Here is a 13,171-nt window from a genome sequence, read left to right as displayed (position 1 = left end):
TTTTATACTGACGCTGCATGATTCAAATAGCGCCGAAAAGGGAGCATTTCCAGGTACACTTTAATGATTTTTTCCTTGAAATCATCCTGAAACACCTCATCTCGATCCAACAAATGCTCCACTCCAAAAGTCTTGTTCCTTAATAATTCAATATGTGGATGATCATTGGAAAAACCTTTGGGTGCCTGGGTCAATTTTTCATCCTCGTACAGACCACCAAATGTTGTTTTAAAGGAAGATTTGTCCAATATGGCTTGTAATTCCTCACCATTATAATCGATGCCCTCCCGGATACTTCGTAGCGTTTTGGCTTCGGGCCGCCAGAACCCCCCGGCCAGAAGACATTGTTTCAATCCAATTTCAACATAGAAGTCGGCCGAATTTGGCGCCTTGTCCAAACCAGCCCCAAAATGGTCCTTGTATACCGGTTTGTGGGGATGGAACATTAAGTTATTGTTGATTCGATTGATGCCCCGTTTCCCTGGAGTGGGGTAATAGTCGTCATGCAATTGCGCCAGCGTCGCATCCAGGTCATCCAACCATAGAATGAATTCAGCTCGAAGTGATCTATACCACTTTCGATGGGTGTCCATCCACTCTTTATTGTTGTTTTGTTGAAGCTGTTCTAGAAAGTCAAAAAGGTTACGAAAATCCATGTTGCGAACATAGCAAAAAACCGGTCTCGACTGCACTCGACCCTACAAATTTTGGTTCAGGGTCTATTTTAAAATCGATTATCCCCGTCCAGCAAATCCCCAAGGCCTCCCAAAATGCTTCCTTCTCCCTTATCCTTCCCGCCACCTCGAGGTGCTGCGGCCCAGACACGTCCAGCCAAACGGCTAAAGGGCAACGATTGAATATAGACGGTTCCTGGTCCACGTAGCGTGGCAAAAAAGAGTCCCTCGCCGCCGAACACTGTATTGCGAATACCACCGATGAACTCAATATCGTAGTCCACAGTCTGTGAAAAGCCCACAATGCATCCCGTATCCACTTTCAAGACTTCACCAGGGGCCAGTTCTTTTTTTGCCAAGGTTCCCCCAGCATGTACAAAGGCCATTCCGTCCCCTTCCAACTTTTGCATAATGAAACCTTCACCTCCAAAAAGTCCACGCCCCAAACGCTTCGAGAATTCAATGCCCACAGATACCCCTTTTGCGGCACATAAAAAGGCATCTTTTTGGCAGATAAACTTGCCGCCTTTTTCAGAAAGGTCTATAGGTAGGATTTTCCCTGGATAAGGAGATGCAAAGCTTACCAGTTTTTTGCCCTGTCCTACATTGAGAAAAGCGGTCATAAACAGACTTTCCCCTGTAAGAACTCGCTTGCCAGCAGAGAAAATCTTTCCCAGAACGCCTCTATCTTGGTTGGAACCGTCACCAAAAATGGTGTCCATTTTAATATCAGTATCCATCATCATAAAACTGCCGGCTTCGGCCACAACGGCCTCCTGCGGGTCCAGTTCTATCTCCACATATTGCATTTCTTCTCCGTAAATTTCATAGTCTATTTCGTGGTTTGTGCTACTCATGATGTACTTGTTCAAATGATTTAACTTTTATCTATTGGTACTCTTTTATTATAGTTTGTTACGGCAATGACCGCCTTTAGAAATACCAAAGTAGGGTTTTAGTTTTTTTAACTGTTATTATGTCCATAACCTTAAATCTTTTATTATGAATTTATTGAACGCTAGTTTTATACAAAACGGAAGAATCATAAAGCTATTTTCAATCTTATTTGCATTTTTTGTATTTTCTAGTTGTAGCAAAGACGATGATACCTACGCAAGAGTAACAGTTAACGGAACATTATTACAGACAAACCCTTCGGATTTTACTGTGGGTGACCGTTCCGATTTCAATGGAGATGTTGATGCCAGTTTTACAGGAAATGGTGGTACGACCAGTAGAATGTTTAGTTGGAACAATAATCTCACAACCGCAGATTACAATGCGGACATTACAGCAACGTCCCAAGGTACTTTCAATATGGTCGTTTTGGATGCCGATGGCAATACCGTTTTGGATAGGTCTTTAAACGGAGTGGTAGAGCCAGATTCCTTTTCCGGGGTAACCGATGCGGGGACCTCTGGGGTATGGTCAGTGACAATCACCGTTAGCTCCTTCAACGGGGACGGCAGCTTCTCTTTGAGCGGAGGGAACTGAATTCCAAGAGTATCAGAAATTAAACGAAGGCCCCCAAAAGGGGCTTTTTTGTTCCCTATGGTAAGTCTTTTGACAAGATATGGGATACGAACAATCAAAAAGGCCTCACCAAACTTCTTTTCCAAACACAAAAAGTGGGCGTCCTAGAGAACTTTTTTACTTTTTCGTGATTTTACCACAAACGCAATGGTTTAAGAAATTTCTTTATATTTAATCAATCCTTTCCGATGAAAGGGCATCCAACCATGATCAGCAGCTTCCTCTCCCCCACCAAACAGGTCTCCTTCGAGAACATCCGGAAATCCATCATCCTGAGCTTCGTCCTTGCCGTTGTGGTGGCCGTCGCCCTGGTGATCACCATCGACCTGTTCATCGAGAAACGCGACAACTCCGCCATGATCATCAACCTGGCAGGGCGCCAGCGCACCCTGGGCCAGAAACTAGCCAAGGGAATCCACGCCCTGCCCCGGGACGCTTCCCTTGACGAGGTGATCAAAAGTGATGTGGAGCTATGGGACAGTATCCACAGGGCCCTGCGCCATGGAAACGATGTGCTGGGCATCCCCAGGCCCCAAAACCCGGAGATCGACAGTCTGCTCAAAATAATATCACCCTTACAGGAAAACATGGTCCGACTCGCCCTGCGGGAAGACCTCGGGAAACTGGAGGCGGGGGAATATGCCGATCTGGCCCGATGGGAGGCCGGTTTCCTCGAGGGCATGGACCAAGTGGTGGATGTGCTCCAGACCGATACCGAAAAGGGGCTGACCTCCCTGCAGTACATCGTGGCCGTTCTGATCGCCATGTTCGTACTGTTCCTGTTCGGCCTCTACAAGATCCTGGTCAAGCCCATCATCAAGGTGGTGCATTCCCTGTCGGAGGAAGGGGAGCGACAGGTCCGGCAGAGCCGTTCCATATTGGAGAATACCCGCGACCTTATCTGGTCGGTGGACACGGAATACAGGTTGCTCACCTATAACCGGGCATTCTCGGAGGCCATGATGGAGGAAACGGGGGAGTGCCCCAAGTTGGGCGATCAGATCTTGGACCAACGATATTCCTTTATGAATGTAGAGGAAAGAAAAAGGTTGTACGACAGGGTCTTTTCGGGAGAGGAGTTCCAGACGGAGTCCAAATCCCAAAACGGCGATGGGACACCACGGTACCATGAACTCTCCTTCCACCCCATTGTGGACACGGAAGGAAAGGTCAGGGGTTGCAGTGTCTACAGGCGTGACATCACTGGTAGGGTACAGACCTACCAAGAACTGCAACAGAGCGAAAGGTACCTCAAAGAGGCACAGGAAATCGCCAATCTGGGCCACTGGAACTGGGACATGGTCAAGGACAAAATCACCTGGTCCGATCAGCTCTACAAGGTCTTCGGCCAAGATCCGGAGACATTCGAGGCCAATTATGAGGGACTCATGGGCATCATCCACCCGGAGGACCGGGAGGCCTTCAACGCCGATGTAGAGAACTGTATCAAAAACAAGGTATTGCACGACATCGTGCACCGCATCGTGCTGATAGACGGGAGCATCCGGTTTGTACACCAAAAGGGTAAGGCATTCTACAATGCCAAGGGCGAGCCCTACCGTATGGCCGGCACTACCCAGGACGTGACCTTCATCGAGAGGGCCAAGCGCCGCATACAGCGGCAGTACGACGAACTGCAGCACTTTGTCTATGTCATCTCCCACAACATCCGTTCCCCCATCGCCACCCTTCAGGGACTCGTGGCGCTCTTTGACCTGGACAAGGGCATGAGGGAAAGGGCCATAGCCGATATCGGCACCATGGTGGAGACCTTGGACACCACCGTTAGGGACCTGAACCATGCCCTTACCTTACGGGACATCTCCAAGGAGACCTTTGTGCCCGTGGACCTGGAAGAGATCATGGCCGATGTCGAAAAGCTCTTGGCGGGGGACATTGCCGAGGCCGGGGCCACGGTAGAAAGGGACCTGTCCGGTGCACCGCGTCTGTACGGCATCAAAAGCTACTTTTCCAACATCCTCTACAACCTGGTGCTCAACGCCATCAAGTACCGGTCCACTGAAAGGCGTCCGCACGTCAGGGTGGTCTCCAGAAGTACCGTGGAGGGTGGGTTCGAGATCCGGGTACTTGACAACGGATTGGGCATGGACCTGTCCAAAAGGGAGAAAAAGGAAAAAATCTTCGATATGTACGGCAGGTTCAGCCGTGATACGGAAGGTAAGGGCCTGGGGCTCTATCTGGTCAAGACCCAGGTCGAGGCCATGAAGGGGACCATCGATGTGGAAAGCGAACCAGGCCTTGGCAGTGTCTTCACCATCACCATGCCCCCCATCTCCCACCCAGTGCCCTCCTGATTTTGGTCCCCCGACCATCGGGTTCCGCATGGCCCCCTGTTCCGCATTGGGGTCCTTATAAGAAAGTATAGTAGGAAAAATTCACATAAAAACAAGGGTCATGCCTCAGTATTTGGCGCTTTTACATCTGTAAATGAATACTTTGCAACAATTTGTTTTAAAGATGCCCCGCCTACAATAACTTGAGGGGGACAAACTTTTAAACCCCTAAAAAATGTATTCAGAAATTTATTTGGTGGACGATATGGAGATGGTCAATACCCTGCACCAGGTCCTTCTTAGAAAATTGGGCGTTGAAGACAGGGTGAAGAGTTTTACCAACCCCGAAGAGGCCTTGGACAATCTGCGGTTCAAACTGGGAAGGATTGAGCCCATATTGGTGCTGTTGGACATCAGCATGCCCGAAATGACCGGCTTCGAATTTCTTGAGTTCATGGTACTCGAGGATTTCCCGACCCATATCGACGTGGTCGTTGTGACCTCCTCGGTATCCGAAAAGGACCGCGAGATGGCCCGGCAATATGGACCTTACGTAAAGGGTTTTATAACAAAGCCCCTACAATTGGAGCAGGTGACCCAGATTCTTGAAAGAACGTTGGTGGCCTAACCTTGATCGCCCATATTCTTCCGATGGGAAGGACAATGGGATACGGACATCATACCAATAAGTGTAAAGAACAGGGGATTCCCCTGTTTTTTTATGGGCATCCAGACAGGTGATAGTTATGTGACAGGACGGTCCTGACCTCATCCAACCTTGATGTCTTAGGAGCTGTAACATACTGTTCCCTTTTTTTGTGCAGCTCAACCAAAAACTTTTCGGTTTCTCTAACAGGGTGGACTTGGGAATGACGCACACCAAGCTTTGACGTTTCCCTGCATAGGCCATCTTATTCTCTACTAGGTAATGATGCGGTTACATAAGACCAACTTTTTACGGAACCATAGAACCTTTTTATGAAAACATTTCGGCTCAATTCTTTCTAAAAATTTGGTTTTTAATAGAGTATATAAATAGTTGCATTTTTTAATAAAAAGTTCAATGTTAATTGCAGAAATGGGAGATGGAGGAAGTTCCATATTCGTTTTTCTATTAATGAGAAGTGTCCAAATTAATAGATAATTCTATTCTTTATTATTTTGGAAGTTCTAAGTTTTTGATTTTAACATGACTATTGGTAGTTTCATTTTTCCGTTTGTTACGATTAGTGAATAAAAAAGCAGCCCTAAAGCTGCCTTCTTTATGTTTATTTAAGAAAATTAGATGACTCGGCTAGGAGTTGTCTTCCACATCGGCATCAGGTGCATTTTTCTTTACCGAAGCAATCCCATTTTCCATGGCATCAGTGGAAGAATACATCTCACTTTTACCTATTACTTGTCCATTGGTGGCATTCAAAGTAAAGAATGGACTTCCATCCTTGGCTGTTTTGCGCTCAAAACGTGCATCGTCCTGTGCGTTTTTCTTTACGGACTCGATACCGTTTTTACAACCATCCATACTGGCGTAGGATTGACTGGTTAGGATTACCTGTCCATTACCTGCTTTAAGGTTGAACATGGTCTTTCCTGATTCTGTGGTCTTAATTTCAAATTTTCCCATGTGTACTAAATTTCAATTTATTAGTGATGAAAAATGAAATTACTAAAAATTAACATATATAGAAAGAAGAAGCTCAGCTTTTCAGTTTAATGGTCCATTCAAAATGAAAAGTGGAGACTTCCACACCATCAGAATTCACGCCGACAGACTCCATCCAAAGGGTCTGCCCCTCCCCTGTTCTGAGTGTGTTTTGAATAGCGTCTGCAATTAAATGACCATCCTTACAAGTAAAGGTGATCCTTCCCGTAGCCTTTTTGGTAAAGGTAGCTTTGTTGTTGGCCACCAGCATCGATATTCGTTTACCACTTTTCTGGATTTCGTTCATCACCATGGCCCCGGTGCTTAGCTCCGCTGCCATACCCTGCACGGCCCAAAACATCGATTTAAAAGGGTTCTGATTCACCCATTTATGCCTCACGGTCGTTACTGCCTTTTTCTCGTCGATGTATTTTAACCGAACACCGCACCACCATGCAGCAGGGAGTTTAAAAAATGTAAATGTGTTGAATTTACTGGGTTTAATGGCCATAATTAAAACTTTAGCGTCGTAAATGTATTGAAAATATCATTAACAACATTTGTTAATTTTATGTTAAATTATAGTACTTTGTTTTGCATAGTACCATCTTTTGGATATATATTTGCATTGTAAGCTAATAGGTAAACAAAATTGTTATATAAAATAATCAATCAAAAATGGCTGCCACAATAACCAAACACGAAAGAAATTTGTCCGCAATAATACATGCGTCCACCTTCTCAAAATATTTTATTCCCTTCGGGAACTTTATTTTTCCTTTGATTCTGTGGACAGCGAACAAAAAAGAGCACAAGTTTGTGGACTATAATGGAAAACAGGCCCTCAATTTTCAAATGAGTATGTTGCTCTATTCAATTGTTGCTGGACTGATTACCATTCCATTTTTTATCGGTTTTCTGCCCGACTTGTTCGATTGGGACCATTTTGGATTTCATCGATTGAGCGACTTGAACAACTTGAACATCCACATAAGCAGTGACGACTTTCGGTTTGGTCGGTTGTTCTGGCCTGCAGGCATCACAGGAATCTTTCAGCTAGCTTTGGCCATTATCAATATAGTATATACCATATTGGCGACCATAAGGACCAACGAAGGAGAAACCTTTAAATATCCGTTTACCATAAAATTCATCAAATAAAAACAGGAGTTTAATCATCAATCAAAAAATCAATCAATCAAAAAACGTTTCCACTCCCCTGCTCATCACAGGGGACTGGAAGTGGAAACAAAAAAACGAACAGTTAATCAAATCCCGGACCCAGTTCGGTAAAATTAGAACCATGAAGTTATGAACATAGAAAACACAAAAGCACAAATGCGCAAAGGGGTTCTGGAGTATTGCATACTCTCCATCATCAAAGATGAGGACAAGTATGCCTCCGAAATTCTAGAAGCCCTAAAAGACGCTAAGATGCTGGTGGTGGAAGGAACCATTTATCCCTTGTTGACAAGGCTAAAAAATGCTGGACTGCTCAATTATCGTTGGGAAGAATCCACCTCCGGACCGCCCCGCAAATATTACGCACTTACGGAAACAGGCCAATTGTTCCTAAAAGAACTCAATGGCACCTGGGACGAACTTAGAAATGCAGTTAATCTGGTAACCAACACTAAATAAGAATCTAAAGCAATGAACAAGACAGTAAATATAAATCTCGCCAATACGCTCTTTCACATAGACGACAGTGCGTACGACAAATTAAGGCGATACTTGGAATCGATAAAACGCTCCTTTGCCGGCACAACCGGAAGTGATGAAATCATCTCCGATATTGAGGCCCGGATTGCCGAGCTTTTCTTGGAAAAAATGGAAAACGAACGTCAGGTCATCACTCAAAAAGAAGTGGATGCCGTCATCAACATTATGGGGCAACCTGAGGACTATATGGTCGATGAGGACATTTTTGAGGATGAACCCAAAAGGAGTTTCGAGCAACCTAGAAGCAGGGCCAAAAAACTGTACCGTGATGTGGACCAAAAATACATTGGTGGTGTCTGCGCTGGTCTGGAGCACTACCTCGGTTTTGATGCACTTTGGATCAGACTGATTTTTATTTTGTTGGCCGTATTCACCGGATTTGGACTGATTGCCTATCTATTGTTGTGGATATTGGTGCCCGAAGCCGCAACCACCTCGCAAAAATTGGACATGCGGGGAGAGCCTATCAACATCAGCAATATAGAACGCAAAGTTAAAGAGGGGTTTGATGATGTTGCAGATAAAGTAAAAAATGTTGACTACGAAAAAGTGGGCAACAAGGTCAAGAGCGGCTCCAAGACCTTTTTTGATACCCTAGGGGACATTATTATGTTCCTCTTCAAAGTATTTGGCAAGTTCATTGGCATCTTATTGATCATTATTGGTGCAGCAACCCTAATTGGCTTGTTTATCGCTTTGTTCACCGTGGGCATGGTCAATGCTGTGCATTTACCAGGTGTGGATTTTTATGAAATCGTGCTCACCACAGGTGCACCAGTTTGGGTTGTGTCCCTATTGTTGTTCTTTGCACTGGGCATACCGTTTTTCTTTTTACTCTATCTCGGACTGAAAATCTTGGTCAACAACCTTAAATCCATTGGCAACATTGCAAAGTTTTCGCTCTTGGGACTATGGTTGATCTCCATGGGGGTACTTTTTGCACTGGCCATACGCCAAACAGCGGAGTTTGCCAATGTTGGCAGTACCAACATCAAAGAGCAAATCACTATGGAGAATGCAACCGACACCTTATTTATTAAGATGAGAGACTCCGAGTTGGATTATGGGATGGACAATCTGCATTTTGGAAGAATGGCCTTCACCTATGATGAAAACGACAAGAAAATTTTGATTTCAGATGAGGTGGACATCAAAATGAGAAAGTCCGAGGATTCCATTGTAAAGATTAATATACGAAAAGATGCCCATGGAAACACCACCTTGGCCGCCAGGGAAAGAGCCAAGGAAATCAACTACAGGTATGAGCTACGTGACAACCAAATCATCTTGGATGAGTATCTAACCACAGATCCATCGAACAAAGCCCGAAACCAAGAGGTGACCTCTACCATATATGTTCCCGAGGGCAGGATTGTTCGTTTTGACGAATCGACCCGAGGACATGTGGGAAGAGGAATTTCCAATGACCGGGATTATTACAGAAGCGGAATTGTTGGATATACCTGGGCCATGGGAGAAGATGGAGAGTTAAAATGCCTGGACTGCCCTGAAGAGGAGGCCGAAAAGATTGATGAACAGGAAGAAGGAGGGCAAATCATCATTAATGAAGATGGTGTAAATATCGATTTAAAAAATCGTGATGATTCCTTTAAAATGAAAATCGATGAAGAAGGCGTTGAAATTAAGACCGGAGAAAAGAAAGACAACTGAACCGTCAATTTTGACAGTTGGGTAACCTTTTCTTAAATAAATATATAGATAATACGAATTTTGAATCAATCATTAAAACAACAATCATGACAACACTAGCTAAAATTGCAATCGCCATTTTCTTTTCCATCTTTGCCTCCTCCTGCATGTTGGATGTCAACTTTGGAAACGGGAAACGAGGGAACGGAAATGTGGTGGAAGAAACCAGAAACGTAAAAGAAGACTTTAGTGTGGTCTCTGCTTCGGAGGGACTGGATGTATTTGTAACACAGGACAGCGAGTTTAAAATTTTGGTAGAAGCCGACGAAAACATCATTGATCTGATTGGGACTGACATCAGGGATGGAAGACTTAAAATACATGCTATTGAAAATATTGGCAGGGCCACCAAAAAGATTTATGTAACACTTCCCAAGGTTGAGGCACTAAAAAGCTCCAGCGGTGCAGACCTTATTGTACAAAACGTCGTAACCTCTAAAAGAGTGGAATTGGAAGCCAGCAGTGGTGCTGACCTACAAGTGGAGTTAACCGCCCAAGAGGTTTCTGCTGAAGCTAGCAGCGGGGCAGAAATAAAGGTTAGTGGACAAACAGATTATCTGTATGCCGATGCCAGTAGCGGAGCGGACATAAGAGCCCGAAGCCTAATGACCAAAAATTGTAATGCGGATGCTAGCAGCGGAGCTGATATCTCCGTGAACGTTTCAGAATCATTGGTTGCCGATGCCAGTAGCGGAGCGGATATATCATATACTGGAGAGGCAAACGTGGAAACGAAAAAGTCCGTTTCTGGAAGTGTTCGGAAATACTAGCATTATAGCAAAAAGTCAAACTAGCCCTCTAGAACAACTTAAACTGCTAAATCGACCTGACCAAATTGAAGACCTGGTGAAAACCAGGTCTTTCTCTTGATATATTCTTATTTTTTTAATATAACATTTGACTATTTATTAAAAAATATCGTATCTTTTTAGAGCAATCTCAACAAACACACAACCATGAAAAAAATAATAGGTTTGGCCATATTGATGTTGCTTTTCATATCGGCCACGACACTCACTTCACCAAAACCGGTGAGCATGCACTCCATTGAAGGTACATGGGAGTTACAAAGCTTTTATAGTTATGATGATGGTGTGAATGTTTCGGATACGGTGCCAAAGTCAGATGGTTATCGACAAGTCAAAATGTACTATAATGGAAAAGTAATGTGGTCCCGGTATGTTCCCAATGACAACAATGGCAGGTTTGGCTATGGATCTTATTACATCACCGATGATGAACTGCATGAAACAATTATATATGGGGACGCGGAGATGATGAAAGCTTTGGATACTTTAACGGAGTTCGTATTTGAGCTTGATCTCAAGGATGACGCCTACAGTCAAATAACCTTAGATGAGGATGGAAATCGAACCTTCTCTGAAAATTATAAACGAATCGATTAAAATGAATGAGTTAGCACTCCATCAAAAAAGGCACCCAAGGGTGCCTTTTTTACTTTTATAACGTGCTTTCCTACTCCGCTCCAACGGTTTCTTTGTTATCAACAAGGGCCAAATAGCGTTCTGCGTCCAAGGCTGCCATACAGCCGGTTCCTGCTGCAGTTACCGCTTGTCTGTACTCTTTATCTTGTACATCACCGCTTGCAAAGACTCCGGGCTTGTTGGTCTTGGTAGACTTACCCTTAGTGATGATATATCCTGTTTCATCCATTTCCAGCTGCCCTTTAAAGATATCGGTATTGGGCTTGTGACCAATAGCAATAAACAGTCCGGTTATGGCAATCTCTTCTTTCTCCCCAGTCTGATTGTTCACTATCCTAAGGCCTTCAACAACTTGATCACCCAAAACTTCATCGACCTCGCTATTGTAACGTATCACAATGTTATCCAAACTATTTACTCGATGCTGCATGGCCTTGGAAGCACGCATGTGGTCTTTCCTGATCAACATGGTCACTTTTTTACAAATATTGGCCAAATAGGAGGCTTCCTCGGCCGCCGTATCACCACCACCTACAATGGCAACTTCTTGACCCTTATAGAAAAAGCCATCGCAAACAGCGCAGGCAGAGACTCCACCACCACGTAAACGTTGCTCACTTGGTATATTTAAATACTTTGCGGAGGCCCCGGTCGAAATGATAATGGTCTCTGCTTCAATCTGTTTGGAATCGTCCACAGTCGCTTTGTGAATTCCTCCTACTTCATCACTTAATTCCACTGCAGTGATCATACCTACCCGAACATCAGTTCCAAAACGTTCGGCTTGTTGTTGCAATTGCACCATCATGGTCGGACCGTCCACACCTTCGGGATATCCCGGAAAATTATCCACTTCGGTAGTAGTGGTAAGTTGCCCACCAGGCTCCATGCCTGTGTATACAACAGGTTTCAAATCCGCTCTAGCAGCATATATAGCAGCGGTATATCCAGCAGGGCCGGAACCTATAATCAATGTTTTTATTCTTTCAACTGGTTCTGACATAACAAATAACTTCCTAAATTAGGTTAGATTACAAAAGTAGTTTTTTTGCGGAAAAACTTACAGATCCCCCGTCTGGTTTAAGATCAATTTTACCAAAAGATGTGAACAATTCAAGTTGGACCCGTTTCTCTCCGATGGGAAAACCAAAAACAGGAAGGAGCCGTAAAAGGCTCCTTTCTGCAAAGCAGGTTAAATGTTCGGGTGTTTATCTTAGAAAACCGTTACAACCAAGGGGCTCAACCTCAAAAACCCCCTGGCGCAACGGGAACCTCATTTAAACAAGATGTTTTATAGGTAAAGAACACTAAAAGTACCCTACAAATTACCCCATCCTATTTGGAGGTTATTCAGTTTAATAACTAAGAACTTTTGCTTACTGAAACAAACATACTGTGTAACCGCACTATATTGATGTCAGAATTAATCAATGGGGCATATCCATTAACGAATGGGCCTTTTGAGTTTATACTTTTTTAAAGGCTTTGATTTTTTGATGAAAAAAAGTGAAAAGTGGACCAAAGAACCGATGCATCGAAAAGACAGAAATCCAATCATTGGTATGGCAATCTAGAAAAAGGTATAAGGAAGAGCGCTTAAACTGAGAATACTTCTACGTCTGATATTAGTGTCGCACATCCAGCGTTCAACCACAGATATCTTCTTTAGTAAATTTGTAGTTCTAGAAAAGGATTCATTGACAGAAATCCCATAAATGAGCTTGTTCAAAGGAGATTCTTACATGGGCAACTCCAAGTCCAAAATAATATAGGTGTCACCCTCTTCTTCGGATTCGATGGTGTAGACAACCTTGAACATCTTTCCTACATGGTCATCGGAGTCCATGTTGTACTTCTTGGATGCAGAACCCCTAATGGTTGCAAACTCATGGGTCTCACCCTCATCATCCTCAAAAAGATACATCTGGGAATCATGACCTTGGTACGTAGCATAAAGTATTGAGTCTTGCTCCACTTCCCCATGAGGAATCGCCATTAAAGAAAGTATTAGAATAAAGAATGTTTTCATAATGCACTATTAGAGTTTCAAATGTCGCCCAAGAACTTTGGTCTGTCCATTTTGTGGAATACATTGTTTGGTTCAACATAGTATAAACGAGATAACCTTCCGAATATTTTATATTCAGGGCT

Annotated in this window: 14 protein-coding genes; 8 read left to right on the top strand and 6 right to left on the bottom strand. The window is 43.9% G+C overall.

Going from position 1 to position 13,171, the window contains the following annotated elements; all coding sequences use genetic code 11:
- Positions 1–2: 2 nt before the first annotated feature.
- Positions 3–656, bottom strand: a complete 654-nt coding sequence (locus tag GTQ34_RS01305) for a DUF2461 domain-containing protein (protein WP_166521952.1) — start codon at positions 654–656, stop codon at positions 3–5.
- A gap of 68 nt (positions 657–724) precedes the next feature.
- On the bottom strand, positions 725–1,531 hold the full coding sequence (locus tag GTQ34_RS01300) for a TIGR00266 family protein (RefSeq protein ID WP_166521951.1): 807 nt from the start codon (positions 1,529–1,531) through the stop codon (positions 725–727).
- Positions 1,532–1,676: 145 nt separating this feature from the next.
- On the opposite strand from GTQ34_RS01300, the gene GTQ34_RS01295 reads away from it, so the two are divergent.
- The 3 genes from GTQ34_RS01295 (at position 1,677) to GTQ34_RS01285 (ending at position 5,129) form a co-directional block, all read left to right on the top strand.
- Positions 1,677–2,168, top strand: coding sequence for a hypothetical protein (locus GTQ34_RS01295; RefSeq protein WP_208103806.1), 492 nt, complete (start codon positions 1,677–1,679; stop codon positions 2,166–2,168).
- 245 nt (positions 2,169–2,413) lie between these two features.
- Complete coding sequence (locus tag GTQ34_RS01290; protein ID WP_166521950.1) at positions 2,414–4,522, top strand: PAS domain-containing protein; 2,109 nt, start codon at positions 2,414–2,416, stop codon at positions 4,520–4,522.
- A 214-nt stretch (positions 4,523–4,736) separates the two neighbouring features.
- Entirely contained in the window at positions 4,737–5,129 is a 393-nt protein-coding gene (locus GTQ34_RS01285; protein WP_166521949.1) for a response regulator, read from the top strand.
- A gap of 666 nt (positions 5,130–5,795) precedes the next feature.
- On the opposite strand, the gene GTQ34_RS01280 is transcribed toward GTQ34_RS01285, so the two are convergent.
- Both GTQ34_RS01280 and GTQ34_RS01275 read right to left on the bottom strand, forming a co-directional pair.
- On the bottom strand, positions 5,796–6,125 hold the full coding sequence (locus GTQ34_RS01280; RefSeq protein ID WP_166521948.1) for a YegP family protein: 330 nt from the start codon (positions 6,123–6,125) through the stop codon (positions 5,796–5,798).
- 73 nt (positions 6,126–6,198) lie between these two features.
- On the bottom strand, positions 6,199–6,654 hold the full coding sequence (locus GTQ34_RS01275) for a DUF4442 domain-containing protein (RefSeq protein WP_166521947.1): 456 nt from the start codon (positions 6,652–6,654) through the stop codon (positions 6,199–6,201).
- Positions 6,655–6,821: 167 nt separating this feature from the next.
- On the opposite strand from GTQ34_RS01275, the gene GTQ34_RS01270 reads away from it, so the two are divergent.
- From GTQ34_RS01270 to GTQ34_RS01250, 5 genes are all read left to right on the top strand, one after another.
- Complete coding sequence (locus GTQ34_RS01270; protein WP_166521946.1) at positions 6,822–7,304, top strand: DUF4870 domain-containing protein; 483 nt, start codon at positions 6,822–6,824, stop codon at positions 7,302–7,304.
- A gap of 150 nt (positions 7,305–7,454) precedes the next feature.
- The gene (locus GTQ34_RS01265) at positions 7,455–7,784 is read left to right on the top strand and encodes a PadR family transcriptional regulator (RefSeq protein ID WP_166521945.1); all 330 of its coding nucleotides are present in this window, start codon (positions 7,455–7,457) and stop codon (positions 7,782–7,784) included.
- Between the two features lie 12 nt (positions 7,785–7,796).
- Positions 7,797–9,536: a PspC domain-containing protein gene (locus GTQ34_RS01260; RefSeq protein ID WP_166521944.1), complete on the top strand. Its 1,740-nt coding sequence runs from the start codon at positions 7,797–7,799 to the stop codon at positions 9,534–9,536.
- An 86-nt stretch (positions 9,537–9,622) separates the two neighbouring features.
- Positions 9,623–10,345 carry a head GIN domain-containing protein gene (locus GTQ34_RS01255; RefSeq protein ID WP_166521943.1) on the top strand — a complete coding sequence of 241 codons (723 nt, stop codon included), beginning with the start codon at positions 9,623–9,625 and terminating at the stop codon, positions 10,343–10,345.
- A gap of 186 nt (positions 10,346–10,531) precedes the next feature.
- A complete protein-coding gene (locus GTQ34_RS01250) occupies positions 10,532–10,981 on the top strand; it encodes a hypothetical protein (RefSeq protein WP_166521942.1) in 450 nt (149 codons plus the stop codon).
- Between the two features lie 70 nt (positions 10,982–11,051).
- Here the strand turns inward: GTQ34_RS01250 and trxB are convergent, their stop codons facing one another.
- Together trxB and GTQ34_RS01240 are read right to left on the bottom strand one after the other, a co-directional pair.
- Complete coding sequence (gene trxB, locus GTQ34_RS01245) at positions 11,052–12,023, bottom strand: thioredoxin-disulfide reductase (protein WP_166521941.1); 972 nt, start codon at positions 12,021–12,023, stop codon at positions 11,052–11,054.
- Between the two features lie 735 nt (positions 12,024–12,758).
- Positions 12,759–13,049 (bottom strand): hypothetical protein, encoded by a 291-nt coding sequence (locus GTQ34_RS01240; protein WP_166521940.1) that lies wholly within the window; start codon positions 13,047–13,049, stop codon positions 12,759–12,761.
- Between the last annotated feature and the right edge of the window lie 122 nt (positions 13,050–13,171).

Source organism: Flagellimonas ochracea (assembly GCF_009903685.1).
Taxonomy (GTDB): domain Bacteria; phylum Bacteroidota; class Bacteroidia; order Flavobacteriales; family Flavobacteriaceae; genus Flagellimonas; species Flagellimonas ochracea.
Note: the sequence above shows the minus strand (reverse complement) of the source record. Positions and strands in the feature narration are given on the sequence as shown.

Coding starts and splice junctions, on each gene's coding strand:
- trxB (WP_166521941.1), bottom strand. CDS start 12,023: ATGTCAGAACCAGTTGAAAGAATAAAAACATTGATTATAGGTTCCGGC.
- GTQ34_RS01290 (WP_166521950.1), top strand. CDS start 2,414: ATGATCAGCAGCTTCCTCTCCCCCACCAAACAGGTCTCCTTCGAGAAC.
- GTQ34_RS01285 (WP_166521949.1), top strand. CDS start 4,737: ATGTATTCAGAAATTTATTTGGTGGACGATATGGAGATGGTCAATACC.
- GTQ34_RS01260 (WP_166521944.1), top strand. CDS start 7,797: ATGAACAAGACAGTAAATATAAATCTCGCCAATACGCTCTTTCACATA.
- GTQ34_RS01240 (WP_166521940.1), bottom strand. CDS start 13,049: ATGAAAACATTCTTTATTCTAATACTTTCTTTAATGGCGATTCCTCAT.
- GTQ34_RS01265 (WP_166521945.1), top strand. CDS start 7,455: ATGAACATAGAAAACACAAAAGCACAAATGCGCAAAGGGGTTCTGGAG.
- GTQ34_RS01295 (WP_208103806.1), top strand. CDS start 1,677: ATGAATTTATTGAACGCTAGTTTTATACAAAACGGAAGAATCATAAAG.
- GTQ34_RS01280 (WP_166521948.1), bottom strand. CDS start 6,125: ATGGGAAAATTTGAAATTAAGACCACAGAATCAGGAAAGACCATGTTC.
- GTQ34_RS01250 (WP_166521942.1), top strand. CDS start 10,532: ATGAAAAAAATAATAGGTTTGGCCATATTGATGTTGCTTTTCATATCG.
- GTQ34_RS01270 (WP_166521946.1), top strand. CDS start 6,822: ATGGCTGCCACAATAACCAAACACGAAAGAAATTTGTCCGCAATAATA.
- GTQ34_RS01300 (WP_166521951.1), bottom strand. CDS start 1,531: ATGAGTAGCACAAACCACGAAATAGACTATGAAATTTACGGAGAAGAA.
- GTQ34_RS01305 (WP_166521952.1), bottom strand. CDS start 656: ATGGATTTTCGTAACCTTTTTGACTTTCTAGAACAGCTTCAACAAAAC.
- GTQ34_RS01255 (WP_166521943.1), top strand. CDS start 9,623: ATGACAACACTAGCTAAAATTGCAATCGCCATTTTCTTTTCCATCTTT.
- GTQ34_RS01275 (WP_166521947.1), bottom strand. CDS start 6,654: ATGGCCATTAAACCCAGTAAATTCAACACATTTACATTTTTTAAACTC.